Below are 25,802 nucleotides of genomic sequence, written 5' to 3' on the forward strand. Positions count from 1 at the left end.
ATCCTTAGCTTGGCTGCTCAAAGGGGATAACGCCATCTTGCCTGGACGTCACTAGATGTGGCCAAACGACCAGAGTGCGGGCAACAGCGCCAGCAGTGTCACGCCGGCCAGCCAACGTTCGTGCCCTTTCAGGCGCCCCGCCTCGCCCAGTTGACGCCGACTGTAGAGAAACAGCAACAGACCCGGGCCATAGAGCAAGAGCGACAGCAGCAGGTACTCCACCCCGGCGGCATAGAGCAGCCAGAGACCATAGCCACTCGCCAACGCCGCCACGACGCGCATCCGAAGCCTGCCCTCTCCCCTCAGACAGAGCTTGAGCAGGAAGAGTCCAATCAGCAGGTAGGGCACCAGGATCATGGAGGTGGAGATAAGCAACAGGCTGGTATAGCCCTTGCCCAGCAGCCACACCAGCAGCAGGCAGCCCTGTACCGTCAAGCTGGTGAGCCAGAGAGAGGCGATGGGCGTTCCCCTGTCATTCTGGCGGCGAAAGATGGCCGGAAAGGCACCATGCCGGGCTGCGCTGAACGGCACCTCGGCCGAGAACAAGGTCCAACTGACATAGGAGGCCAGCACCGACACGATGAGTCCCAGGCTGAGCAGCCCTTTGCCCCAGGATCCCGTCATGTTCGCCATCAGCCCCGCCATGGAGGGGTTGGGCAGGGTAGCCAGCTCGGGACGACTCAAGATACCGAGGGAGAGCACGGAGATCAGCACATAGAGCAGCAACGCCAGCACCACTCCCAGCACGGTTGCCGTGCCCACATCCTGCTTGCGCCGGGCCCGAGCCGACAGCACGGCTGCCCCCTCTATGCCGGTGAAAACCCAGAGGGTAATGAGCATGGTGTTGCGCACCTGCTCGGAGACCGGCACGGCCAGGCTGCTGCCTGCCGGATCCTGATTGAAGGTCACCGGGTCAAAGTAGTAGCAAGCAAACAGCACGAACAGCAGCAGCGGCAGGCTCTTGGCCAGAGTCGCCACCAGATTGAACAGGGCTGCTTGCTGTACGCCGCGGGCCACCAGCAAGTGAACTGCCCACAAGATGCAGGACTCGCCGAGGAAGGCCCCCAGGGTATTGCCCTCACCGAACCAGATCTGCTGCGGCGTGTCGATGAAACTGCCAAGCGCCGCGAAGGCGATCACCAGATAACCCACAACCCCTATGGTGGCGCATAGCCAGTAACCCCAGGCGGAAAAGAAGCCCACCAGATCGCCAAAACCGGCGCGGGCATAGCTATAAATACCACCATCCAGATCCGGCCTTAGCCGCGATAGATAGAGGAAACAGGCGGCCAGCGCCAGGATCCCCACCCCAGTGATAGCCCAGCCAATCAGCACGGCGCGCGCACCTGCGACCTCGGCCATGTTCTGGGGCAAGCTGAAGATGCCCGCCCCCACCATGGAACTGAACACCAGCGCGGTGAGGGACCAGAGTCCTATCCGGTTCTCTTTCATCAAGGTTCCTTAGCCTAAGCGGTTCGACAGGGCCTGAATATGTTCCGGGCCTATGCCACAGCAACCACCAATAAGAGTCGCCCCCTGCTCGCGCCAGCACTCTGCCCAGTCGAGGTAATCGAGCGGCCCCAGATCGGCGCGGATCTCGTCCAGCCCATTGTTGGCGGTCGCCTCTTTGGGCTGGGGCGGGAAAGCGTTGGCATAAGCGCCCAACCGGATATGACTGAATCCCTGACTCTGCAATCTGTCTGCGGCGACCCGCAGCGCGGCCTCAATCACCTCAGGCTGACAGCAGTTGAACAAGAGGGCATCCACGCCAGCCGCAGCCAACGCATCGACGGCATCTGCCACCCGCTCGCCGGAGCGCAGGGTAGGTTCCTTTCCTGGCGTCTCGTCTTCCAGGGTGAAGGAGACCCAGAATGGCTTGCCGTCGCGGGGCAACAAGGCCCTGAGAGCCAACGGCTCGGCAATCAGACTCATGGTCTCGGCCAACCAGATATCCACATGGGGAGCCAGCCCGCGGATCAAGGGCCAGGCAAGCTCGCTCACCCGCGCAGGCTCGAAAAGATCAGGGCGATAAGAGCCCAATAGCGGTGGCAAGGAGCCGGCCACCCGCACCCCGGCATCAGTCTGCCCGGCCACGGTCCGGGCCAGCTTGCCCGCCAGCGCCGCCAGCGCCTCTCCCTGGGCCGCGAAACGCTCGGCACCGATATGGAACGGCACCAGGGCATAGCTGTTGGTGGTGATCACTCTGGCCCCACTCCGCACATAGGCCTGATGCACTTGGGATACCGTCTCGGGCGCCTCCATCAATGCCAGGGCCGACCACTCCGGTTGACGAAAAGGAGCCCCGCGCCTGGCCAGCTCACGACCCATGCCACCATCGAGCACCACCAAATCGTTATTTTCCATCTCTGTCTCTCTGCGTGTCCCCGTCATGGCGGGTGATTATTGTGTGATACGACATTAAAGCCATCAAAACATCTGGATGGCTAGAATGCCGAAATATCATGACGGAAAGTAAAAGAGGACGCAATCAGGATCTGCGCATGACGGGCAGCCATCGGCATAAATCAGGGTGATGACGATGGCCCACGGGGGGCGGGAAAATCGTCGAGAAGGGAGGCATGACAAGCCAGGCATCGGCATTGGCGGCCTGGATGGCAAAAGGCCACCCCGGGGTGGCCTTTTGCTGGATACCAAATGTGGGGAGTGGCGACAGCGGATGCCGCCGACAGCCATGGCGGCTTAGCGCCCCGCCAACACTCGCTTGAGTTGCAAGGTCCAGTCGGACACCCGCCCCTGCTTGGGCAACCCCTGCCAGATCTGCTGCCACTGGCCAGTGCTCAAGGAATGACCCAGGCGGCGCTCGACTCCGGCGCGCAGATAGTCATTTGCAAGCTGGCTGGCCTTGGGTGAGCTGAGAAACTTGCTCACGGGATCGCTCATGCGCACATCGCGCATGCCGAGCAGCGGATAGTCGGTCTGCACCGCGGCCAGCATGGTTTCGCGCAAGGCCGACTCCAGGTAGCCGCGGGCGAACAGCGCTGTCACCGACTCCAGCGATCCCTGATCCGGGCCATGATACTGCTCGTCAAAGACAGGGGTAGGCAAGGCGGCATCACTCTGCACCACGGCGTCGGGATCCGGCGCTGCCACCACCACTGGCTGGCTAACCGGCACCGGTTTGGGGGCAACCACCGCCTTCTTGGGCGCGGGGGAAGTGCAGGCTCCCAGCAGGACCGCCAGAGAGAGAACGGCCAGAGGCCGCAAAACAGCACGCATCATCATGACTCCTGAAAGACCTTCTCGGTCGGGGTGGCCTCTATCCGGGTAACCAGCAGCTGATCGATCTTGTAGCTGTCTATGTCTACCACTTCAAACTTGTAACCCGCGTACTTGACCGAGTCGGTACGCTTGGGGATCTTGCGCAGCATGAACATGATGAAACCGGCGATGGTTTCGTAGTTCTGCATCTCGGGGAAGGCTTCGATATCGAACCAGCGCATCACGTCAGTGATGGGGGTAACCCCATCCACCAGCCAGGAGCTATCGTCACGCTGAACTATCTGCTCCTCCACCACGTGGGTGGCCCACTCTCCCATGACGGTACTCATCAGATCGTTCATGGTGACGATACCGACCACCAGGGCGTACTCGTTCATCACCACAGCAAAGTCGCCCCGATGATTCTTGAAGTACTCCATCGCCTCGTAGAGGTTGAGGGTGTCGGGGATGATGATGACGTTCTGTACCAGATTGCCGCCGATGAGATCGATGCTCTGGCCGCTGATGACGCGGATCAACAGCTCCTTGGCATCGACGAAACCCTTGATGCTATCGAGGTTGTGATCGCACACCAAAAACTTGTTATGGGGATGCTCGGCGATCTTGGCCTTGATGCTCTCCTCACTCTCTTGCAGCGTGAAGTAAATGAGGCTCTCACGGGCCGTCATGGCGGAGGTCACCCCAAGGGACTGCAGCTCGAACACGTTCTCGATGAGCTGATGCTCTTCGCGCTGCAAGATCCCGGCGGCGGCGCCTGCATCCATCACCGCATAAATATCATCCGAGGTGATCTCGTCGTTGCGCACCATGGAGACGCGCAGCAGGCGAAACAGCAAGTTGGCCAGGCCGTTGAAGAACCAGACCAGGGGCATCCACAACATCACGAACAACATCATGGGCCGCACCACTATCACGGCGATCCGCTCGGGCATGGTCATGGCAAGGCGCTTTGGCATCAAATCCGCCAGCAAAATGAACATGCTGGTGACGAACACGAAGGAGGCGGTCGAGCTGATCTCGCTCAGCCAGGGCCCCTGATAAACGCCCGCAATCAGTGTCTTGATGGCAGGGTTCAGGGCCGACTCGCCCAAGATACCGCCGAGGATGGCGACGGTATTGAGACCAATTTGCACCACGGTAAAGAAGTTGCCCGGCTGGGCCTGCAGGGCCAGTACCTTGGAGGCCTGGCGGTTCCCTTCATCGGCCATCACCTGCAGCTTGATCTTGCGGGAGGCGGCGAGGGAGATCTCGGAAAGGGAGAAAAACACGCTACTGGCAATCAGTAGCAGGAGTAAAAATAAACTATCGGCAAAACTCATGGTTAACCTATTTCAACACCCGTCTTGGCACAAGACGCTAACTGGGCCCCTCTGGAGCCGGATGTGGCATGATAGCCGCCACATCGGTGTCCTATTTTACCAGATTTCTGCCGATGAGTGTGATACTTAGCCCAAACGGGCCCCATTAGGCACCACTCGATCTGGCACGGCCATCACCACGGCACCATCCGGGCGATAAAAGCCGGTGAGCAGGAACTCGGAACGAAAGGGCCCGATCTGTTTGCTCGCAAAGTTGACCACCCCGACTATCTGGCGGCCGACCAGCTCGTCGGGGCGATAGAGATCCGTGACTTGGGCGCTGCTCTTGCGCTCACCTACGTCGGGACCAAAATCGACCCAGACCTTGTAGGCGGGGCGGCGGGCCTCGGGGAAGGGCTCAACCCGCACCACTGTGCCCACCATCAGAGCCACCTTGGCAAAGTCGTCCCAGCTGATCTCTTCCATCTCATTCATCCTGCGGCTTGGTTGTTCACGTCAGGCAAGCATGTCATGCCCCGGGACAGAGCGCTGTTGCCAGGCGCCGATCTTTTGTCGTGAACCATCACTTTCGCAGATAACGGCTCATCTTCCGGGTTGCTCCCCGTTCGCGCTTGGCAAGCCTGCGCCGCCATGGTGCCTGCGCCACGCGGAAGGAGTCTCTCCCAGCGCCTTGAGAAAGCGCTGACTGAACGCCGCCTGGCTCTGGTATCCAACTCGGGCCGCCACCTCGCCGATGGCCAAACCGGTTAGACGCAGCAGGTCTTGCGCTCGTCCAAGGCGGCGGCGCTGCAAATAGAGGGCCGGGCTGGTGCCCAGCTCGCTGGCAAACAACTGATTGAAACGACTGATCCCCAGACAAGCCACCGCGGCCAACTCCGCGGTCGTCAGCGGCTGGCTCAAATTTGCATCCATATGAGCCAGCACCCGAGTGAGACGCGGACTGATCCCCCGCCCTTTTCCGAGCAGTCGCAGCCAGAGTTCGCCCATGCCAAGGGGGGCCTGGCCACGCTCAAGCAGGGGACGCATAAAGGCAAGGTAGCGCTGTTGATCCCCATTCAAGGGCTGAAAAGGGCATTCGAACAGGGCGGGCGGCAGCCAGTGAGCATCCTGGGTGAGGAAAGGCAGGTCGGGATCGGCGGAAAAATCGTGACGCTCGCCGGGGGCAATGATGCAGACCCAGCCAGGCTGGAGTCGCCGGGCCGCGCCCGCCACGTCGATCTCGAGGGGGCCATCGAGGGGCAATACCAGCTGGGCATGATCGTGGCGGTGACTGGTGGTCTGCGCGCTGTAGCGGCGAAGGCTCAAGGATTCCATGCAGCAGGCTCCATCATCAAGGCCGGGGAAAGGCTCAATGCTAACAGCGCAGCGCCCAGACGCAAAGACGGGGCTTGGGCCCCGTCTTTGCGATGTTGCGCGGCGCTTAAACCATCAGGATTTGCCGAGCAGCTCGTTGATCTCGTCCACCTTGGTGTGACGCACGTCTTTGCCCTTGACGAAATAGATGATGTATTCGCAGATGTGTTGGCAACGATCGCCGACCCGCTCTATGGCACGCGCCGCCCAGAGCACGTTCAGCACCTGAGGTATGGTGCGCGGATCTTCCATCATGTAGGTCATCAGCTCACGGATGATGGACTCGTACTCCCGGTCTACCTTGTCATCTTCCTTGTAAACGGTGATGGCTGCGTCCAGATCCATGCGCGCAAAGGCATCGAGCACGTCATGCAGCATCTTGATGGTACGACGGCCCATGTTTTCCAGGGAGACCAGCGGCGGTTGCGGCTTGTTGGCGTTGTTGGTCAGCATGCGGGCAATCTTGTCGGCCACATCACCAATGCGCTCGAGCTCGGAGATGGTTTTGATGATGGCCATCACCAGACGCAAGTCAGAGGCCGCAGGCTGGCGCTTGGCGATGATGCGGGTGCACTCTTCGTCGATGGCCACTTCCATGCCGTTGACCTTGTGGTCATTGATGACGATTTTGCGCGCCGCCTCCAGATCCTGACCATGGATGGCTGCGATGGCATCGATGAGTTGCTGCTCGACCAGCCCCCCCATCACCAGCACCTGGTTGCGGATGCCCTCAAGTTCGGCATTGAACTGACCTGAGATGTGTTTATTGAGATTCATATTATCCATACAAATAATCCTTGTCGGTCCGATTATATCCCAGGATGGCCATGGGCCCTCATCCTTGTCCCTTGTGCTTAGCCATAACGGCCGGTGATATAGTCTTCGGTCTTCTTCTTGCTCGGGGTGGTGAAGATGGTGTTGGTGTCCGCATACTCGATGAGCTCGCCCATGTACATGAAGGCAGTCTGATCCGAGACCCGCGCCGCCTGTTGCATGTTATGGGTGACGATGACCACGGTGAACTGGGTCTTGAGCTCGTTGATCAGCTCCTCGATGGTCAGGGTCGAGATGGGATCGAGCGCCGAGGTCGGCTCATCGAGCAACAATACTTCCGGTTCGATGGCGATGGCGCGGGCGATCACCAGACGCTGCTGCTGACCCCCGGACAGACCGAATGCGTTGTCATGCAAGCGATCCTTCACCTCCTCCCAGAGCGCCGCGCCGCGCAAGGATCGCTCGGCGGCCTCATCCAGCTGACGCCGGTCGCTGATGCCTTGCAGGCGCAGACCATAGACCACGTTCTCGTAGATGGACTTGGGGAAGGGATTGGGTCGCTGGAACACCATGCCGACCCGGCGGCGCAGGGCCGACACATCCACATTCTTGTCATAGATGTTGTGACCGTGCAGCTGGATCTCCCCCTCGATGCGACAGATCTCCACCAGATCGTTCATCCGGTTGATACAGCGCAGCAGCGTTGACTTGCCACAGCCAGACGGGCCGATAAAGGCAGTCACCTGCCCCTTGGGGATCTTCATATTCACGTTGAACAGCGCCTGTTTATTGCCGTAGTACAGGTTGAGGTCCTTGACCTCAAGCGCGGTCTGCTCCGGGGTCAGGCTGCTCAGATCCAGGGCCTTGTGCAGGGTCGAAGTCGGCGTCACGTTGATCATCTGATTACCTCAAAAAGTCTCAAAATCTTGTCTGGCGCCGCTGGAATCTACATGTTCCAGCGGCCGCAATTGGTTGCCAGCAGGGATGGCGGCTCGCTATCAAGCCGCTCATCGCTGACTTCAGTCTCTGCCTGGCGCCGGATTAATGCTCCAGCGACCGGAATTTTTCACGCAAGTGGTTACGAAGCCGGTGATGTCGGTCAGGTTCATACTGTTCATCCATTGGCTCAACATCAGTCAGGACAGTCGCATCAATGTTCCAAAGAGCGGAATTTCTCGCGCAAGTGATTCCGAATACCGATAGCCGTCAGGTTGAGCCCGACGATGACGGTCACCAGCAGGAAAGAGGTCGCATAGACCAGTGGCCGGGCCGCCTCTACGTTCGGGCTCTGGAAGCCCACGTCATAGATGTGGAAGCCCAGGTGCATGAACTTGCGCTCCACATGCAGGTAGGGGAAGTTGCCATCCACCGGCAGGGTCGGTGCCAACTTGACCACGCCGACCAGCATCAGGGGGGCCACTTCACCCGCCGCACGAGCAATGGCCAGGATAAGACCCGTCATGATGGCCGGACTCGCCATGGGGAGTACGATGCGCCACAGGGTCTCGGCCTGGGTCGCGCCCAGGGCCAGGGAGCCCTGACGAACAGTGCTCGGGATCCGCGCCAGCCCCTCTTCGGTAGAGACGATCACCACCGGCAGGGTCAGGATGGCCAGCGTCAGCGCCGACCAGATGACACCGGGGGAGCCAAAGGTCGGGCTCGGCAGCGCCTCCGGGTAGAAGAGCTGATCCAGCGAACCGCCGAGGGTATAGACGAAGAAGCCCAGCCCGAACACGCCGTAGACGATGGAGGGCACCCCCGCCAGGTTGATGACCGCGATACGGATTAGCTTGGTCAGGCCATTCTTGCCCGCATATTCGTGCAGGTAAACGGCCGCCACCACCCCGAGCGGGGTCACTATGATGGCCATCAGTATCACCATGAAGACGGTGCCGAAGATGGCCGGGAAGACGCCCCCTTCGGTATTGGCCTCGCGGGGTTCGCCGCTGACAAACTTGCCTATCTGATGGAACCAGTGACCCACTTTGCCCAGCAGGCTCATCTCATTGGGCCAGGTGATGTCCAAGACCTTGGACATGGGCATCTCGACCTCGACCCCGCGCATGTCGCGCACCTTGATGGCATCGCGATCGGCCTGGCGCCGCAGGTCAAACAGCTGTTTCTCCAGCACCTGATAGTCGGCGTTGAGGGTCTCGCGCTGCTTGGCCAGGTCGGCCTTGAGGCTGTCGGTCACCTCCCCGTCCAGCTCGGCCTTGCGCTCCTTGAGACGCAATTTTTCGAGCTGATAGTTGATGCTGCCTATGTCGCCTTTTTGCAGTGCATCGGCCTCTTCGGAGAGGCGATTGCTGCGCGCCAGCATCCGCTCTATCACCGGGTGCAGATCTGTGGTGATGACCTTGCCATCTTCCCTGGCCGCACTGAGGTAGCCATAGAAGTTGCCATTGGTGCTGCGCTCGAGTACCGCCAGTTCCTTGGGTTGGCTGCGAGACAGGATGTCGGTCTCCAGCACCCAGCGAAAATCCAGTCCGACGAATTCACGGTTGCCAGTCTTGACCAGATAACGGGTCAAGTCCTTGCGTTCCTCCCCTGTCAGGGCCAGACCGGCAGCACGCAACTGCTCGACCGGCACCAGTTCCCGGTCATTGATCTCGCCGATGAGGGTGCTCTTGGCTCCGCTGGCATCTTTTACCTGCCACTCATAGATGGGGTGCGGCCAGAAGTAGGTGAGACCACGCCAGCCGATGAGCAACAACAGACCCAGCACGGCGACCAGACTCAGACTGACAGCGCCGCCCGTCATCCAGATCCAGGGGGCCCCTGATTTAAACCACTTACCCATTGTCGATTCCTTCACTACAGGGAACTGTATTTTTCACGCAGACGCTGGCGAACGAATTCAGCCAGGGTGTTGACGAGAAAGGTGAACACAAACAGCACGAAGGCGGCGAGGAAGAGTACCCGGTAGTGGGAGCTGCCCACCTCGGATTCCGGCATCTCTACCGCTATGTTGGCCGCCAGGGTACGCAGCCCCTGGAACATGGAGAAGTCCATGATGGGGGTATTGCCCGTGGCCATCAGCACTATCATGGTCTCGCCCACGGCGCGGCCAAGCCCCATCATCACCGCCGAGAAGATGCCCGGACTCGCGGTCAGGATCACCACCCGGCTCAGGGTCTGCCAAGGGGTCGCCCCCAGGGCGAGCGAGCCTTGGGTAAGGTGTTTGGGCACAGAGAAGACCGCATCCTCGGCGATGGAGAAGATAGTCGGTATCACCGCAAAGCCCATGGCGATACCCACGACCAGGGAGTTGCGCTGGTCAAACTTGATGCCCATCTCGTTGGTGAGCCAGCTGCGGGTGTCGCCACCAAAGAAGGCGTGCTCAACCATGGGACTCAGGGACAGGGCCAGCCAACCGATGAAGAGCACCACGGGGATGAGCAAGATAGCTTGCGAACCATCTGGCACCAGCTGCTTGAGCCTGCCCGGCAAGCCATGCCAGGCCAGGGCCGTGAGCAGCATGCCGAGGGGCAACATCACCAGCATCATAAAGATGCCGGGTAGATAATCCTCGACGATGGGGGCCAGCCAGAGACCGGCCAGGAAGCCCAGGATCACCGTCGGCAGTGCCTCCATGATCTCCACCGTCGGCTTGACGAATTTGCGCATCCCGGCGGACATGAAATAGGCGGTGTAGATGGCGCCGGCCACACCGATCGGCACGGCGAACAGCATGGCGTAGAAGGCCGCCTTGAGGGTCCCGAACGAAATGGGGATCAGGCTCAACTTGGGCTCGAAGTCATTGCTGGCGGAGGTGGACTGCCAGACATACATGGGCTCGGGATAGCCTTCGTACCACACCTCTTGCCAGAGGGCGGACCAGGTCACCTCGGGGTGCTCATTCTCGACCGAGTAGCTCTTGATTTCGTTGCCCTGTTGCAGCAGCAACAGATTGTGGCGCGGGGAGATGGCTACCCCATTGAAGCCGCCACCTTCTATCTTCTCGTCGAGCAGCTTGGACTCACCGGTGGCGTGGAAGAAGTTGATGGTGCCATCCTGGCTTGCCGAGACAAAGCCTTTGCGGAACTGCTCCGGCGCGAGCTGAGCCACGGGGCCATCGCTCTTGAAGTCACGGATGTAGGTGAACTCGCGCTTGCCGTTCTTGGCGACTTCGAACCACTGGGAGATAACGCCGTTGTCATTGCCCACCAGGATGGAAGAAGCCCCGGCCAGCAGCGCCAACTGGGTGACGTTGGCATTGGGGGCATTGATGTCTAGCACATTGCGCAGCTGGATGTCGTCGAGGCTCTGGATGTCATAGACGGAGAGACGGTTGCCCGAACGCACCATCAAGATACGCAGGTTAGGGGTCAGCAGCATCTGATCGACCTGGCGAGGCAGAGCCGGAATGGGATAGCTCTTGCTGGTCCACTCCACCTCACCCGAGATGAAGTTCTCCTCGCCACTCATCACCGCCATGACACCGCGGCCATCCTGGGTCAGGGCAGCAGCGACCATCTTGTCTTTGCCCGCCTCAAATACCAGCTGGCTGAGCGGCTTGCCCTCGGGATCCACCACAATGGGCTCTTCGCCGAAGGGGTAACCCAGCACGGGCTCAATCAGTCGCACATCCTTGGGATAGCTCACCTTGAATTTGGGCTCAACCACCAGCGCCTTGCCATCTTTGAAGCCATAGGTCAGGTAGGTCTTGCCCGGGGTCGGGATCGCCACCGCACTGATGTCGCCTGGCACCTGAGCCTGGCCGATGGCCTCGCCAGCCTTGAAGCGAGCATCATCTTGCAGCGCGAAAAAATTGACCTCTCCCCTGTCGCTGAAGCGATACCCTATCTCGTTTTGCTCCTCGACCCCGATCAGGGCCGTCTTGTCCTTGACCGGCAAGGAGAAATTGGAGAGCGGGGCCATGGAGGCGCCGTCGAAGATGGGTTTCACCACATAGAGCAGATAGAAGAAGATGAGCAAGAGCGCCACCAACACCAGGGTTCCCCCTGCGGTGACGCCATACTTGGCTAGTTTGTCCTTGATCCGGCGCTTTCTGTTGCCCACCATGATCAGGTGAATAGATTCCGATGACATGCAAAACCTCAATGTGAGCTAGGCTTGGCGGCATTATATGGCGGTTGCATGACAGTTTTGTTACATGAGGGAGGGAGTTTGTTCCTGGTCGATATTCGTGGGCGAGCCTTCTGCCAAGGGATTGAATGGCAAAATAAAATAGACCAATGGCCCGGCGACATTACCAGACTGAAGCGAGTGAAGGAGAGTGCCCCATGGCCAGCTCAGTTGAACTGGCCATGACTGATTCATGCATCGAGCGGCCGGCCCCGCCCTCGCCTCAGGGTTCAGAGTGGCTTGACTGGTGCGCCTTGGCCGCCTTCTGCTCGGCGCGGCGCCGCTTGAAGAAAGCAGAGAGCTGGGCGGAGCAAGCCTCGGCAAGCACCCCTGCCTGCAGCGCTATCCGGTGGTTGTGACGCTCGTCCTGCAATATGTTGAACACAGAGCCTGCCGCTCCCGTTTTAAGATCCGTCGCGCCATACACAACTCGTTTGACTCGGCTGTGAATGAGGGCGCCGGCACACATGCAGCATGGCTCCAGAGTCACATAGAGCACGGTATCGAGCAGACGGTAGTTTTGCAGATGCTCTCCGGCGGCGCGGATCGCCATGATCTCGGCGTGGGCACAGGCATCATGGCTCGTGATGGAGCGATTCCATCCCTCCCCCACTATCTGATCCCCCAGCACCAGCACAGCCCCCACCGGGATCTCGCCCATCCCTTCGGCTTTGGCGGCCAGGGCCATGGCATGCCTCATCCAGATTTCATCCTGTGCTGACATCTCGGTTTCCAAACTCTCCCCCTTGGCAGTGACACGGGTAAACAGGCATTAAAAATGGGGGGCGATTATGCCAAATCCCCCCGCATAGCCCAAGAAACATCTAGTCTGCGCAATAAAGAAGCAATCGGCATCTCTCTGATAAAAAAGGACTTGCGCCGCAAAGACCATCTCATTAGACTTCCCATCCGTCAGCCAAGCTGACGCAGTCGGCGTGTAGCGCAGCCAGGTAGCGCACTGTCATGGGGTGTCAGGGGTCGGAGGTTCGAATCCTCTCACGCCGACCATCATTCCCCGAAAATAGCCCAGTCTCGCGACTGGGCTATTTTTTTGTGTGCTTTTTCTCCTCGGTTCGTCTGGGCTTCCAGGGCTGATGCCGATAAGCAGATGGCCGCACCTTTCACAAAGATGAACAATGGCGACAGGGCGAAACCACCCCTTAATGAATAATTTAGCCAGTGGCGGGGTATATTTTATACAGAACCGCTTGAGCCTTTATAAATTAGCCGCTAGGATGTGCGCCTTTGTGCCGGCACTCGCTACAAGGATGCGGAAATCAGGGTAAGGATCCTACCCACCGGCTTGCAATCTACCCAGAGGCAAGCAGACATGACCACCCAGCATCCATCTAATACCCCTCCTCAGGAACCCGATGACGAACAGGTTGTTCGGCTCGACATCATCGATCTTGCCGAGCCCGATGAAGAGTATTAAGCCCCTTTGGCGGGGTAGTTAAGCCTCTGTGAGATCCCCCAGCCCCCCATGATTCGTCAGCCTGATTAAAAAAGTGTCATATTTCGCGAATAAAACAATAACCAGAATTTTATACTAATGCCGTTGTACTTGGGCCGCCCCCGCCTTCGCTGGCATCCGACACAAACCTACGTTATTGCGCTCCAATCTGATACCCGTCCTCAAGATGAGTTGTGGTCTGACCAAGCCCGCCCCCCAGTTTTAAACAAAATCACTTTTCCCTTTACCAACAAAGGCCTTGCGCCAACTGATGCCAAGAAACCCGCCTCATACACCCCGGGATAGCAGGTCTGGAGTAAGGTCGGGATCTGCCTTTGCATTTGTAATTTAATTACGTAATTAACAACATAATGCTGCAAGTCCCCTTTCCCAGTTAGACTTTCACGGGGTCACTGCCCAACAGGAGTTTTTCATCTGTATGGAGCTTTTGCTCAACTCACTCAAATCTATATAAAACATAATCTTAACCACTTTAAGAAAACGGGTGTTTTAAAAAATAGGTTGACGACACTAATAATTTTCAGCACCTTAACAAACATGTCACTTGGTATATCCAAGGGGGGAAGTGAACAGGGATCGACTTTAGTCGTAGTTATTTAGTTCAAAATGTAATTTTTCACAGGAGTGACCCCATGTCGGCACCGGCCCAGGCCCTTTGCAGTGATCGCCTTCGCATTGAAGGCCCCATGCAACCCAAGTATGCACAAATACTGACACCGGAAGCGGTGGCTCTGGTGTCCGAGCTGGTGGAACATTTCGCTCCCCAGCGCAAAGAACTACTCAAGCAACGCATCGCCCGTCAGGCGCGCATCGACGGCGGCGAGCTGCCGGATTTCCTGCCAGAAACGGCCCATATTCGCGAAAGTCAGTGGGCAGTGCGCGGCATCCCCGCCGATCTGCAAGACCGCCGGGTGGAGATAACCGGCCCGGTCGAGCGCAAGATGGTCATCAACGCCCTCAATGCCAACGTCAAAGTGTTCATGGCAGACTTTGAAGACTCCCTCGCCCCCGCCTGGGATAAGGTGATCGAGGGTCAAATCAACCTGCGCGACGCCGTCAACGGCACCATTTCCTACCAGAGCCCGCAAGGCAAGGCATATACCCTCAATCGCGATCCGGCCGTGCTGGTCTGCCGGGTACGTGGCCTGCACCTGCCGGAGAAACACGTCACCTTCAACGGTGAATCCATCCCCGGCGGCCTGTTCGACTTCGCACTCTATTTCCTGCACAACCATCAGGCGCTGCTGGCCAAGGGCTCGGGCCCCTACTTCTATGTCCCCAAGCTGCAAAGTCATCTGGAAGGGCGCTGGTGGAGCGAGGTGTTCGCCTGGACCGAGGACAAGTTCGGTCTGCCCCGCGGCACCATCAAGGCCACCGTGCTTATCGAGACCCTGCCGGCGGTGTTCGAGATGGATGAGCTGCTCTATCAGATGAAGGATCACATAGTCGCGCTCAACTGCGGCCGCTGGGACTACATCTTCAGCTATATCAAGACGTTGAAGAACCACCCTGACCGCGTCCTGCCGGACCGCCAGGTGGTCACCATGGACAAGCCGTTCCTTTCCGCCTACTCGCGCCTGCTGATCAAGACCTGTCACAGACGCGGCGCCCTGGCCATGGGCGGCATGGCTGCCTTTATTCCGGCCAAGGATCCGGCTGTCAACGAGCAGGTATTCGCGAAAGTCAAAGCAGATAAAGAGCGGGAAGCGAGCAATGGCCACGACGGCACCTGGGTCGCCCACCCCGGCCTCGCCGATACCGCCATGGCAGTGTTCAATGCGGCCATCCCGAGCGGAGCCAAGAACCAGATCGAGGTGCTGCGCGAGCAGGATGCGTCCATCACCGCCGCCGACCTGCTGGCACCCTGCGAGGGGGATCGTACCGAGGCAGGCATGCGCACCAACATCCGGATCGCCCTGCAATACCTGGAAGCCTGGATAGGCGGCAACGGCTGCGTGCCCATCTACGGTCTGATGGAAGACGCGGCCACGGCCGAAATCTCCCGCACCTCCATCTGGCAGTGGATCCGCCACGGCAAGAGCCTGTCGAACGGCCAAGTGGTGACCAAGGCGCTGTTCCGCCAGATGCTGGCCGAGGAGCAGAAGGTCGTCGAAGCGGAAGTGGGCACCGAACGCTGGCAAGCCGGGCGCTTTGCCGAGGCGAGCGAGCTGATGGAGCAGATCACCTGCGCCGACACCCTGATCGATTTTTTGACGCTGCCCGGTTACGAGCGGCTCTGAACGAGGGGCCTCCCCAGCGGAGCCCGCCAATAACAAATCAATGGAAACGTGAAATCATGAAAGAGGGAACTTATATGGCACTGACCCGTGAGCAACAGATCCAGGCTATCGAGAAAGACTGGGCAGAAAACCCCCGCTGGAAAGGGATCAAGCGCGGCTACAGCGCCGAGGACGTGGTGAATCTGCGCGGCAGCCTGGTCCCCGCCCATACCCTGGCCCAACGTGGTGCCGACAAGCTGTGGGAGCTGATCCATGGCAGCGCCAAGAAAGGCTATGTGAACTGTCTCGGTGCCCTGACCGGCGGCCAGGCGGTGCAGCAGGCCAAGGCGGGCATCGAAGCCATCTACCTCTCCGGCTGGCAAGTGGCGGCGGACAACAACTTGTCCTCCACCATGTACCCGGATCAGTCCCTCTACCCGGCCAACTCGGTCCCGTCCGTGGTTGAGCGCATCAACAACTCGTTTGCCCGTGCCGACCAGATCCAGTGGGCCAACAAGGTAGGCCCGCAGGACGCCGGTTTCATCGACTACTTCCTGCCGATCGTGGCGGATGCGGAAGCCGGCTTCGGCGGCGTGCTGAACGCCTTCGAGCTGATGAAGGGCATGATTGAAGCAGGCGCCGCCGGCGTGCACTTCGAAGATCAGCTGGCCTCGGTGAAGAAATGCGGCCACATGGGTGGCAAGGTGCTGGTGCCCACCCAGGAAGCGGTACAGAAACTGGTCGCGGCACGCCTGGCAGCCGATGTCTGTGGCACCACGACCCTGGTGATCGCCCGTACCGACGCCAACGCGGCGGACTTGCTGACCACGGACGCCGATCCCTACGATGCAGGTTTCCTGACCGGCGAGCGTACCGCCGAAGGTTTCTACAAGGTACAAGCCGGCATCGAGCAGGCCATCTCCCGCGGTCTGGCCTATGCCCCTTACGCCGACATGGTGTGGTGCGAAACCGCGAAGCCCGATCTGGACGAGGCGCGCAAGTTTGCCGAGGCCATCAAGGCGCAGTACCCGGATACCATCCTGGCCTACAACTGCTCCCCGAGCTTCAACTGGAAGAAGAACCTGGACGATGCCACCATCGCCCGCTTCCAGCAGGAGCTGTCCGACATGGGTTACAAGTACCAGTTCATCACCCTCGCGGGCATTCACAACATGTGGTTCCACATGTACGAGCTGGCCTACCAGTACGCCCGTGGCGAGGGAATGAAGCACTACGTCGAGATGGTGCAGGAGCCGGAGTTTGCCGCCGCCAGCCGGGGTTACACCTTCGTGGCACACCAGCAGGAAGTGGGCACGGGTTACTTCGACAAGGTCACTACCGTCATCCAGGGTGGCCAATCTTCCGTCACCGCCCTCACTGGCTCGACCGAAGAAGATCAGTTCCATTAATGCAGGTACAACCGGCCTTGCATGGCGCCAACAAAAAACCCCGGCACAGACCGGGGTTTCTTTTTGCTCCACCGCGAAGGATGGAAAGTGATGCACATGCAGTTGTGCATCAACTCACAGCGCGAGGATCTCTTTCACAAAGGGAATAGTAAGTTTTCGCTTGGCGCTAAAGGAGGCGTTATCGAGTCGATTGAGTGTGCTGAGCAGGGTGCGCATGTCACGAGAGAGGCGATTGAGCAAGAAGCGACCCACATCGATGGGCAGCTTGAAGCCACGTAGCTCGGCTCTCAGTTGCAAGGCACTGAGTTTGCCCTCGTCGTCGAGCTCCTGCAATTGGAAGGAGACCCCCCAGTCGAGGCGGGAGGCCAGATCCGGCAGTTGCAGACCCAGCTTGCGCGGCGCGCTGCAGCCGGTCACAACGAGCGTTCCCTCTCCCTTCTCCTGCCAGCGATTGTAAAAATCGAACAGGGCCCGCTCCCAGAGGGTATTGCCAGCGATGGCCTCCAGGCTGTCGAGACAAACCAGCGGCAGGCTCTCCATGGCATCGAGCATGCTGGGGTCGAGTTGCTCAAACTGATCGAGCGAGAGATAAGCGGCGGCTGCATCGCGGGCGTTGACCTCGGCGCAGGTGGCATGTAACAGGTGGGAGCGGCCTGAGCCCTTGGCACCCCAGAAATAGAGGAAAGGTGCGCCCTGACCGATAGCGGCATTCTTGAGAGCCGTGATCAGATGGGCGTTGTTGCCGGGATAGAAACTGACGAAGGTTTCATCATCCGGAAGTTGTACGGCTAAAGACAGTTGGGCCGGTTGCTTCACTCGGTGGGCTTTGACTGTGACATTTGTGCGCTAGTGTAACATCGCTCGGCCAGATAGAGAACCGCCGGACCTGGGCCCGGCGCTGGCATCATCTAAGGCTGCGACCATTGGTAACGCAGGTTGCCCTCATCGGGTAGCCGCTGCAGCCTGGGCTCCAACTCCAGACCACGAATGAGTTCGGCCCTATCCCCCTGCAAGGTGAGGGAGAAGTTGACCTTGTCACCATTGAGCTGGCCTATGGTGACCTGAGTGACACTCGCCATGCCCTGCAGCAGCTTTTGCAGGCTGATCATGTCATCTATCCCCTGCACTCCTTCTATCTGCAACGCCTGACTCGAGCTGACGCCGCCAAGACGAGCACCATAGTTTTCCACCAGCCATCCGGCCAGGGCATCGGCCAAACCGGTGGCGATCTCCTGCTGGCTACCTTGCACCTCTCCCTTGGTCAGCTGCTCGGTTGCCCCCGACTTGGGACCATAGAGGGCCCAATTCAGGGTCCATCCTTCACCTTGGGCCACTAATTGGCCAAGCAACACCATCTCGGCGCCGTAACGCTGGCTGGCCTTGAGGATGGGACCGGCGAAGCGGCCCCAGACATCGGTGGCACTGACCGCCATGCTGTCATCCAGATCCATCAAGGGGATGCTGACTGGCAGCCCCAGCATCCGGGCCTGACTGCGCAATACAGGGGACCATCCATCACCGGACTGATCCGAGATGATACGCCGCTCCCCATCGTCCTGAACCAGCCAGAACGCCAGTTGCGGACGGGCGGGACCAAGCAGCGCATATTTGCTGCCCGCAATCAGGGCATTGACCTTGGCGGGCACGAACTGCGCCTTGAGCATCTTCACTTGGCCCTCATCCTGATAGCCGTACTGCTGCACGTACTCCTTGGGGGCAGCCAGTGCCTTGACCACGTCAGGCTGCGCCAGGATGTCGCGCTTGCCACTCACCTTGACCAGCACCTCGGAGAGAGCCTGACTCTGGGCCGCCGTCATGTCGCCACTGGTTGGCGCCATGCCTTGGTAAAGATCATTGACCTGAGCGGCCGACAGGACGCAGGCAAACAGGGCGCCACAGAGGGCGAACAGAAATTTATGCATGGGAAACAGCTCTCTGGCGGACAGGATGTGGCTCTATGGTAGCGGCAAGCCCCATTCAGCAGCAAGCCGGCCTCCCATCAACAACGACACGAAAGGGATCGGCAGAAACGACAAAGCCGACCCAGGGGTCGGCTTTGTGAGGGGTTATCTAACCCCAGAGACAGGCCAGGCGCGTCTCGGACTTACTTGGTGCCGAAGATCTTGTCACCGGCATCGCCCAGACCCGGGACTATGTAGCCCTTTTCGTTCAGGCCGTCATCGATGGCGGCGCAATAAACTTCTACGTCAGGATGGGCGGCTTCCAGGGCTTTGAGTCCTTCCGGAGCGGCAACCAGCACCAGCACCTTGATGGAGTGGCAACCCTTCTTCTTGAGCAGGTCGATGGTGGCGATCATGGAGCCGCCGGTAGCCAGCATGGGGTCAATGACCAGGGCCAGACGCTCTTCGATGTTGCTGACGATCTTCTCGAAGTAAGGGACCGGCTGCAGGGTCTCTTCATCGCGATAGATACCGACCACGCTGACACGGGCGCTCGGCATGTGCTCGAGCACACCGTCCATCATGCCAAGACCGGCACGCAGGATAGGCACGACCGTCACCTTCTTGCCCTTGATCTGGTCAACTTCTACCGGGCCGTTCCAGCCATTGATCGTGACCTTCTCCGTTTCGAAGTCAGAGGTGGCTTCGTAAGTCAGCAGGCTGCCAACCTCTTTGGCCAGTTCACGAAAGCGTTTGGTGCTGATGTCGCCTTCGCGCATCAGGCCAATCTTGTGCTTGACCAGGGGGTGTTTGGCTTCGATGACCTTCATTATTATCTCCTCTAACTGCCGCAAGAAAAATCGCGGAATCATACAATAAAAACCCCTGGCTGTAGAGCTTTTCCGGGGAAAAACGCGCAAACGATTTCCTTTCTGGTTTTCGGCCCCGGCTGGTAGAATGTGCCCCGAATTTTACCCTCCACTTCTATACATGACGGGGACTACTCGCGTGACTGACAAAACCTCACTGAGCTACAAGGATGCTGGCGTTGATATCGATGCCGGCAACGCACTGGTTGAACGTATCAAGGGCGTATCGAAGCGCACTCGTCGTCCTGAAGTCCTTGGTGGTCTTGGCGGCTTTGGGGCCCTGTGTCAAATCCCGGCGGGCTACAAGGAGCCAGTATTGGTCTCCGGTACCGATGGTGTGGGGACCAAGCTGCGTCTGGCCATCGATCTGAAAAAGCATGATACCGTTGGCATCGATCTGGTGGCCATGTGCGTCAATGACCTGATAGTGCAAGGCGCAGAGCCGCTGTTCTTCCTCGACTACTATGCCACTGGCAAACTGAACGTGGATACCGCCGCCAGCGTGGTAACCGGGATTGGCCTGGGCTGCGAGCAGTCCGGTTGCTCCCTGGTCGGCGGCGAAACCGCCGAAATGCCTGGCATGTATGAAGGGGATGACTACGACATCGCCGGTTTCTGTGTCGGTGTGGTCGAGAAGAGCGAGATCATCGACGGCAGCAAGGTCGGTGACGGCGATGCCCTGATCGCCCTGGCCGCCAGTGGCCCCCACTCCAATGGCTTCTCCCTCATCCGCAAGATCCTGGAAGTGTCCGGGGCCGACGTGCAGCAGCCACTGGGTGACACCACTCTGGCCAACGCCTTGCTGGAGCCAACCCGCATCTATGTCAAACCCGTGCTCAAGCTCATTAAAGAGTGCGAGATCCATGCCCTCTCCCACATCACCGGCGGCGGCTTCTGGGAGAACATCCCCCGTGTGCTGCCAGCGAACACCCAGGCGGTGATCGACGAGCAGAGCTGGCAGTGGCCAGCGGTGTTTAGCTGGCTGCAGCAAGCAGGCAACGTCACTCGCTTTGAGATGTATCGCACCTTCAACTGTGGCGTCGGCATGATCATCGCCCTGCCTGCCAGCGAGCTGGACAAGGCGCTGGCCCTGCTCAAGGCAGAGGGTGAAAACGCCTGGCACATTGGTCATATCGCCAAGGCCGCCGATGGCGAGGAGCAGGTCATCATCAAATGACCCGCATCCTAGTGTTGATCTCCGGCAGTGGCAGCAACCTGCAAGCCATACTCGATGGCTGCGCTCAGGGCAGGATTGACGGCCAGGTCGTGGCAGTCATCAGCAACAAGGCCGATGCCTATGGTCTGGTTCGGGCCAAGCACGCAGGTGTCGCCGCCGAGGTGCTCGCCCATCAGGGCTTCGAGAGCCGCGAGGCCTATGACGCGGCTCTGATGGCCCGCATCGACAGCCACCAGCCCGATCTCATCGTGCTGGCCGGCTTTATGCGGATCCTCACCGGGAACCTGGTGCGTCACTATCAGGGACGCATGCTCAACATCCACCCCTCCCTGCTGCCCAAGTATCAGGGACTGCACACCCACCAACGCGCCATCGAGGCCGGTGACAAGGAACATGGCGCCAGCGTCCATTTCGTCACCGAAGAACTCGATGGCGGCCCCGTGGTGCTGCAAGCGCGGGTACCCATCTTCCCGGAGGATGAGGCGAGCGATGTGGCGGCCCGCGTGCAGGTGCAGGAACACAGCCTCTACCCCTTGGTGGTGCAGTGGTTCTGTCAGGGTAGGTTGCGCTGTGATGCCACGGGGGCCTGGCTCGATGGTGAGCCACTTGGCCAGGCAGGCTACGCCAACGACTGAACCTGAGCCCGGCACTGCGGTGCCGGGAAGGGTCAAGACAAGAGGGAGGCCCATGGGCCTCCCTCTCTCTTATCCTGCGACCTTCACACAGTCACCCTGACCCGATTCAGGTCGGCATCATGCCGCCCTGGCGGGACACCAGCTCGCCGAGTCGAAACAGGCAATGCTCCCCCGGTGCCATCTGCTGCCAGGATTCATTACCGGTCAAGGGCCGAGTCGCTATCAGGGTGACCACATCGTCTGGGGTGGTCTCACGCTGAAAATCGATGGCCACATCCTCATCGAGCAGACGTGCCTCGCCAAAGGGGGCACAGCGGGTGAGCCAATGCAGATTGTTGCTGCAATAGGTCATCACGTACTCGCCATCGGAGAGCAGCATGTTGAATACCCCCAAGGCACGCAACTCGTCGCACAGGCTCGCCAGATAGCGGAACATGGCCGGAAAATTGGCGGGGCGGCGGGGGTACTTTTGCTCGAGCCGACTGAGCAACCAGCAGAAGGCATGCTCACTGTCGGTATCACCGATGGGCCTGTGCCGCCCTGTCGCCAGCCTCTTGTAACCGGTCAGCTGGCCATTGTGAGCGAAAGTCCAGTTGCGGCCCCACAACTCACGGGTGAAGGGGTGGGTATTCTCGAGCGAGACACAGCCCCGGTTTGCCTGACGGATGTGGCTGACCACGGCGCGGCTCTTGATGGGCAGCGCCTGCACCAGTCTGGCGATGGGCGATTCTGCACTGGGCTCGGGATCCTTGAAGGTACGACACCCCTTTCCTTCATAGAAGGTGATGCCCCAGCCATCCTTGTGGGGCCCCGTCTTGCCACCGCGCAGCATCAGCCCGGTGAAGCTGAAGCAGATGTCAGTCGGTACATTGGCACTCATGCCGAGCAGCTCACACATGATAACTCTCCCCCTGCCCGCACGAATTCAGATCCAGCGGTTCGTCCATCTCACTGCGACCTTACTTGGCCATCTCTTTTTCGACCAACTGGATCAGGATATGGATCACTTTGATGTGTATCTCCTGAATGCGATCGGCATAACCGAAATGGGGTACCCGAATCTCGATATCGGCCAGGCCTGCCATCTTGCCGCCATCCTTGCCGGTCAGGGCGATCACCTTCATGCCCTTGGCATGGGCGGCTTCGATGGCCTTGAGGATGTTGCCTGAATTGCCGCTGGTGGAGATGCCAAGCAGCACGTCGCCACGGCGACCGACCGCTTCCACATAACGGGAGAAGACATAGTCATAGCCAAAGTCGTTGGAGACGCAGGAGAGGTGGCTGGGGTCCGAGATGGCGATACCGGCATAACCGGGGCGGTTCTCGCGATAACGGCCGGTCAGCTCTTCGGCAAAGTGCATGGCATCACAGTGGGAGCCGCCGTTGCCGCAGGAGAGCACCTTGCCCTCTTGCTTGAAGGAGTCAGCCAGCAAGCGGGCGGCGGCCTCGATGTTGTTCAGGTTCTGCTCATCGGCCAGGAATGCCTGCAGCACGCCAGCCGCCTCGGTCAGTTCATTGCGGATCAAGTCTTGGTACATGATATCTCTTCCAAAATGTCGTCGCGGCCATTCTCGCACAAGCCGGAGAAGGAGTCGCCCCCGGGCGGGTACTGGCTACGTCAAATTGCGTTAGGGTGCTCACATTACGTCGGTAACAAGCTTGTAAACAACTTGATAACTTTGTGCATATGAATTACAACAGGACCATATCCAACAGGTCAGACCTCTGGATGAGTTGAGCCAATTTGGCATCCTATCACGCAAGGAGCAAGTAATGACGACGACCCTCACTCTGCTCGGGGTGATCCTGGTTATCGGCGCCCTGGCTTATCGCCGGGTGCCCCTGTTTATCTCTAGCCTGGTCACCTTGGCCGCCCTGATGCTGGGCACCCTGTTTGGCCATGTGCCCCTGTTGGTCTGGGCCCTGTTTGTGCTGATCGCCCTGCCGCTGAATCTGGTTGATTTTCGCCGCAGTCAGCTGACCAAACCGCTGTTCAAACTCTACAAGTCCATCATGCCGGAGATGTCCCGTACCGAGAAAGAAGCCATCGAAGCGGGCACCACCTGGTGGGAAGCGGATCTCTTTGCCGGTAACCCGGACTGGAAGAAGCTGCACGCCATCCCGGTCAGTACCCTCTCCGCCGCCGAGCAAGCCTTCATGGACGGTCCGGTCGAAGAGGTGTGCCGCATGGTCAACGACTGGGAAGTGACTCATGAGCGCGCGGATCTCTCCCCCGAGGTGTGGCAATTTCTGAAGGACAACAAGTTCTTCGCCATGATCATCAAAAAGAAATACGGTGGCCTGGAATTCTCCGCCTATGCCCAATCCTGCGTATTGCAGAAACTGTGCGGCGCCAGCGCCGTGCTCGCCTCCACCGTCGGCGTGCCCAACTCGCTGGGCCCGGGGGAACTGCTGCAACACTATGGCACCGAGGCGCAGAAGGACCACTACCTGCCCCGCCTGGCCATAGGCAAGGAGATCCCCTGTTTCGCTCTGACCAGCCCGGAAGCGGGCTCGGATGCAGGCTCCATCCCCGATTTTGGCATCGTCGCTAAGGGTGAATGGGAAGGGGAAGAGGTGCTCGGCATGCGCCTGACCTGGAACAAGCGCTACATCACCCTGGCACCAATCGCCACCGTGCTTGGATTGGCGTTCAAGCTGCGCGATCCGGATCACCTGCTGGGTGAAGAAGAGGAGCTCGGCATTACGTGCGCCCTGATCCCGACCCAGATCAAAGGTGTCGAGATAGGCCGTCGTCACTTCCCGCTCAACGTGCCCTTCCAGAACGGGCCAACCCGCGGCGAAGAGGTGTTCGTGCCGCTGGACTTCATCATCGGTGGTCCTGCCATGGCCGGTCAGGGCTGGCGCATGCTGGTCGAATGTCTGTCGGTCGGCCGTGGCATCACCCTGCCCTCCAACAGCACAGGCGGCGTCAAGATGCTGGCCCTGGCGACCGGCGCTTACAGCCGTATTCGCCGCCAGTTCAAGCTGCCCATCGGCAAGATGGAAGGCATCGAAGAGCCGCTGGCACGCCTGGGCGGCAACGCCTACATCATGGGCGCCGCCGCCAAGATGACGGTGACCGGCATCGATCTCGGCGAGAAGCCCTCGGTCATCTCCGCCATCGTCAAGTATCACCTCACCGACCGCGCCCAGAAATGCGTCATCGATGCCATGGACATCCACGGCGGCAAGGCGATTTGCATGGGGCCAAACAACTACCTGGCCCGTGGCTATCAGGGGGCTCCCATCGCCGTCACGGTTGAAGGGGCCAACATCCTGACCCGCAGCATGATCATCTATGGCCAGGGAGCCATTCGTTGCCACCCTTATGTGTTGCCCGAGATGCTGGCGGCCAGCCACCCGGACAAGGAGCAGGCGCTCAAAGATTTTGACAAGGCGATGTTCAGCCATGTCGGGTTCGCCATCAGCAATCTGGTGCGCAGCTTCTGGCTGGGTCTGACCGGCGCCCGCTTCGCTGCTGCTCCTTACAGGGATCAGACCAAGGGCTACTACCAGCAGCTCTCCCGCCTCAGTGCCAACCTGGCGTTCCTGTCCGACATGGCCATGGGCACCCTGGGTGGCGAGCTCAAGCGCAAGGAGCGGGTCTCCGCTCGCCTGGGCGACGTGCTGAGCCAGCTCTATCTCGCCTCCAGCGCCCTCAAGCGCTATCAGGACGAGGGGCGCCAGCAGGCCGACCTGCCGCTGCTGCACTGGGCGCTGCAAGACGCCATGTTCAAGGCCCAGGAAGCCATCGACGAGTTGCTGCGCAACTTCCCGAATCGCTGGATTGGCCTGGCCCTGCGCGTCATCGTGTTGCCGCTGGGTCGTGACTTGAAGCGTCCAAGCGACAAGCTGGACCAGCAGGTCGCCCGTCTGCTGCAGACGCCGAGCGCAACCCGCAGTCGGCTGGCTGAAGGCCAATATCTCACCCGCGAGGAGGGTAACCCCTTCGGCCTGCTGGAACAGGCGCTGGACGACGTGCTGGCTGCCGAGCCGCTGTTTGACAAGGTGTGCAAGGCCGATGGCGTCCGTCGCCCCTTCACCCAGCTGGACAAGGTAGCCGACGTGGGTCTGGCAGCAGGCACCCTGAGTGAGGCGGAAGCCGAGCTGCTGCGCCGCGCCGAAGTCAGCCGACTGCGCACCATCAATGTCGATGATTTCGATCCCATCGATCTGGTGGCCAACAAAGCCCTGTTCGAGGCATCCGCCTACCACAGGGCAGCCTGATCTTGCTGTTGCCACAAACGCCTCCCATCGGGAGGCGTTTTTTTATTTTTCTCTCCTCTCCCCCTTGCCAAGGGGATGGCTCATGACAAGGAAAATGCGAATTTCGTGTCATAT

At 59.7% G+C, this 25,802-nt stretch carries 21 protein-coding genes and 1 tRNA gene; 6 read left to right on the forward strand and 16 right to left on the reverse strand.

Annotation, left to right across the window (positions count from 1 at the left end; translation table 11 throughout):
• Nucleotides 1-51 precede the first annotated feature (51 nt).
• The 11 genes from ACSMDR_RS03770 to tadA all read right to left on the reverse strand — a co-directional run bounded on the left by ACSMDR_RS03770 (nt 52) and on the right by tadA (nt 12,498).
• Nucleotides 52-1,452, reverse strand: a complete 1,401-nt coding sequence (locus tag ACSMDR_RS03770) for a basic amino acid/polyamine antiporter (protein ID WP_436467077.1) — start codon at nt 1,450-1,452, stop codon at nt 52-54.
• Nucleotides 1,453-1,461: 9 nt separating this feature from the next.
• The gene (locus tag ACSMDR_RS03775) at nt 1,462-2,364 is read right to left on the reverse strand and encodes a homocysteine S-methyltransferase family protein (protein ID WP_436467078.1); all 903 of its coding nucleotides are present in this window, start codon (nt 2,362-2,364) and stop codon (nt 1,462-1,464) included.
• 336 nt (nt 2,365-2,700) lie between these two features.
• The gene (locus ACSMDR_RS03780) at nt 2,701-3,243 is read right to left on the reverse strand and encodes a hypothetical protein (RefSeq protein WP_040319011.1); all 543 of its coding nucleotides are present in this window, start codon (nt 3,241-3,243) and stop codon (nt 2,701-2,703) included.
• On the reverse strand, nt 3,240-4,559 hold the full coding sequence (gene paeA / locus ACSMDR_RS03785; RefSeq protein WP_436467079.1) for a polyamine export protein PaeA: 1,320 nt from the start codon (nt 4,557-4,559) through the stop codon (nt 3,240-3,242). The genes ACSMDR_RS03780 and paeA overlap by 4 nt, the downstream gene beginning before the upstream one ends.
• Nucleotides 4,560-4,685: 126 nt before the next feature.
• Nucleotides 4,686-5,024 carry a tRNA-binding protein gene (locus ACSMDR_RS03790; protein ID WP_436467080.1) on the reverse strand — a complete coding sequence of 113 codons (339 nt, stop codon included), beginning with the start codon at nt 5,022-5,024 and terminating at the stop codon, nt 4,686-4,688.
• Between the two features lie 117 nt (nt 5,025-5,141).
• Nucleotides 5,142-5,873: a helix-turn-helix domain-containing protein gene (locus tag ACSMDR_RS03795; RefSeq protein WP_436467081.1), complete on the reverse strand. Its 732-nt coding sequence runs from the start codon at nt 5,871-5,873 to the stop codon at nt 5,142-5,144.
• Nucleotides 5,874-5,987: 114 nt separating this feature from the next.
• Complete coding sequence (phoU, locus tag ACSMDR_RS03800; protein WP_040318890.1) at nt 5,988-6,698, reverse strand: phosphate signaling complex protein PhoU; 711 nt, start codon at nt 6,696-6,698, stop codon at nt 5,988-5,990.
• Nucleotides 6,699-6,766: 68 nt separating this feature from the next.
• Nucleotides 6,767-7,585 carry a phosphate ABC transporter ATP-binding protein PstB gene (gene pstB, locus ACSMDR_RS03805; RefSeq protein WP_005893834.1) on the reverse strand — a complete coding sequence of 273 codons (819 nt, stop codon included), beginning with the start codon at nt 7,583-7,585 and terminating at the stop codon, nt 6,767-6,769.
• A gap of 251 nt (nt 7,586-7,836) precedes the next feature.
• On the reverse strand, nt 7,837-9,486 hold the full coding sequence (gene pstA / locus ACSMDR_RS03810; protein ID WP_436467082.1) for a phosphate ABC transporter permease PstA: 1,650 nt from the start codon (nt 9,484-9,486) through the stop codon (nt 7,837-7,839).
• A 14-nt stretch (nt 9,487-9,500) separates the two neighbouring features.
• The gene (locus ACSMDR_RS03815; protein ID WP_436467083.1) at nt 9,501-11,738 is read right to left on the reverse strand and encodes an ABC transporter permease subunit; all 2,238 of its coding nucleotides are present in this window, start codon (nt 11,736-11,738) and stop codon (nt 9,501-9,503) included.
• Nucleotides 11,739-11,997: 259 nt separating this feature from the next.
• Nucleotides 11,998-12,498, reverse strand: a complete 501-nt coding sequence (tadA, locus tag ACSMDR_RS03820; RefSeq protein WP_436467084.1) for a tRNA adenosine(34) deaminase TadA — start codon at nt 12,496-12,498, stop codon at nt 11,998-12,000.
• Nucleotides 12,499-12,705: 207 nt separating this feature from the next.
• On the opposite strand from tadA, the gene ACSMDR_RS03825 reads away from it, so the two are divergent.
• The 3 genes from ACSMDR_RS03825 to aceA all read left to right on the forward strand — a co-directional run bounded on the left by ACSMDR_RS03825 (nt 12,706) and on the right by aceA (nt 16,876).
• Nucleotides 12,706-12,782: transfer RNA gene (locus tag ACSMDR_RS03825), tRNA-Pro, on the forward strand.
• A gap of 1,098 nt (nt 12,783-13,880) precedes the next feature.
• The gene (gene aceB / locus ACSMDR_RS03830) at nt 13,881-15,488 is read left to right on the forward strand and encodes a malate synthase A (RefSeq protein WP_436467085.1); all 1,608 of its coding nucleotides are present in this window, start codon (nt 13,881-13,883) and stop codon (nt 15,486-15,488) included.
• Nucleotides 15,489-15,562: 74 nt separating this feature from the next.
• Nucleotides 15,563-16,876 carry an isocitrate lyase gene (gene aceA / locus ACSMDR_RS03835; RefSeq protein WP_436467087.1) on the forward strand — a complete coding sequence of 438 codons (1,314 nt, stop codon included), beginning with the start codon at nt 15,563-15,565 and terminating at the stop codon, nt 16,874-16,876.
• 114 nt (nt 16,877-16,990) lie between these two features.
• On the opposite strand, the gene hda is transcribed toward aceA, so the two are convergent.
• The 3 genes from hda to upp form a co-directional block, all read right to left on the reverse strand.
• Entirely contained in the window at nt 16,991-17,692 is a 702-nt protein-coding gene (gene hda / locus ACSMDR_RS03840) for a DnaA inactivator Hda (protein WP_005893845.1), read from the reverse strand.
• 92 nt (nt 17,693-17,784) lie between these two features.
• Complete coding sequence (locus ACSMDR_RS03845) at nt 17,785-18,798, reverse strand: DUF2066 domain-containing protein (protein WP_436467089.1); 1,014 nt, start codon at nt 18,796-18,798, stop codon at nt 17,785-17,787.
• A 182-nt stretch (nt 18,799-18,980) separates the two neighbouring features.
• Nucleotides 18,981-19,607 (reverse strand): uracil phosphoribosyltransferase, encoded by a 627-nt coding sequence (gene upp, locus ACSMDR_RS03850; RefSeq protein ID WP_005893847.1) that lies wholly within the window; start codon nt 19,605-19,607, stop codon nt 18,981-18,983.
• 178 nt (nt 19,608-19,785) lie between these two features.
• Here upp and purM point away from each other — a divergent pair, with 178 nt between their 5' ends.
• Both purM and purN read left to right on the forward strand, forming a co-directional pair.
• Nucleotides 19,786-20,823, forward strand: a complete 1,038-nt coding sequence (gene purM / locus ACSMDR_RS03855) for a phosphoribosylformylglycinamidine cyclo-ligase (protein WP_436467090.1) — start codon at nt 19,786-19,788, stop codon at nt 20,821-20,823.
• Nucleotides 20,820-21,458 carry a phosphoribosylglycinamide formyltransferase gene (gene purN / locus ACSMDR_RS03860; protein WP_436467091.1) on the forward strand — a complete coding sequence of 213 codons (639 nt, stop codon included), beginning with the start codon at nt 20,820-20,822 and terminating at the stop codon, nt 21,456-21,458. The genes purM and purN overlap by 4 nt, the downstream gene beginning before the upstream one ends.
• Before the next feature lie 106 nt (nt 21,459-21,564).
• Here purN and ACSMDR_RS03865 read toward each other — a convergent pair whose 3' ends face one another.
• Both ACSMDR_RS03865 and lpcA read right to left on the reverse strand, forming a co-directional pair.
• Entirely contained in the window at nt 21,565-22,356 is a 792-nt protein-coding gene (locus ACSMDR_RS03865; protein ID WP_005893851.1) for a class II glutamine amidotransferase, read from the reverse strand.
• A gap of 61 nt (nt 22,357-22,417) precedes the next feature.
• Entirely contained in the window at nt 22,418-22,996 is a 579-nt protein-coding gene (gene lpcA, locus ACSMDR_RS03870) for a D-sedoheptulose 7-phosphate isomerase (protein WP_005893852.1), read from the reverse strand.
• Between the two features lie 235 nt (nt 22,997-23,231).
• Between lpcA and fadE the strand changes: the two genes are divergently transcribed.
• Complete coding sequence (fadE, locus tag ACSMDR_RS03875; protein WP_436467092.1) at nt 23,232-25,688, forward strand: acyl-CoA dehydrogenase FadE; 2,457 nt, start codon at nt 23,232-23,234, stop codon at nt 25,686-25,688.
• Nucleotides 25,689-25,802: the final 114 nt, after the last annotated feature.

The organism is Aeromonas molluscorum, assembly GCF_051376105.1.
Classification (GTDB): Bacteria; Pseudomonadota; Gammaproteobacteria; order Enterobacterales; family Aeromonadaceae; genus Aeromonas; species Aeromonas molluscorum.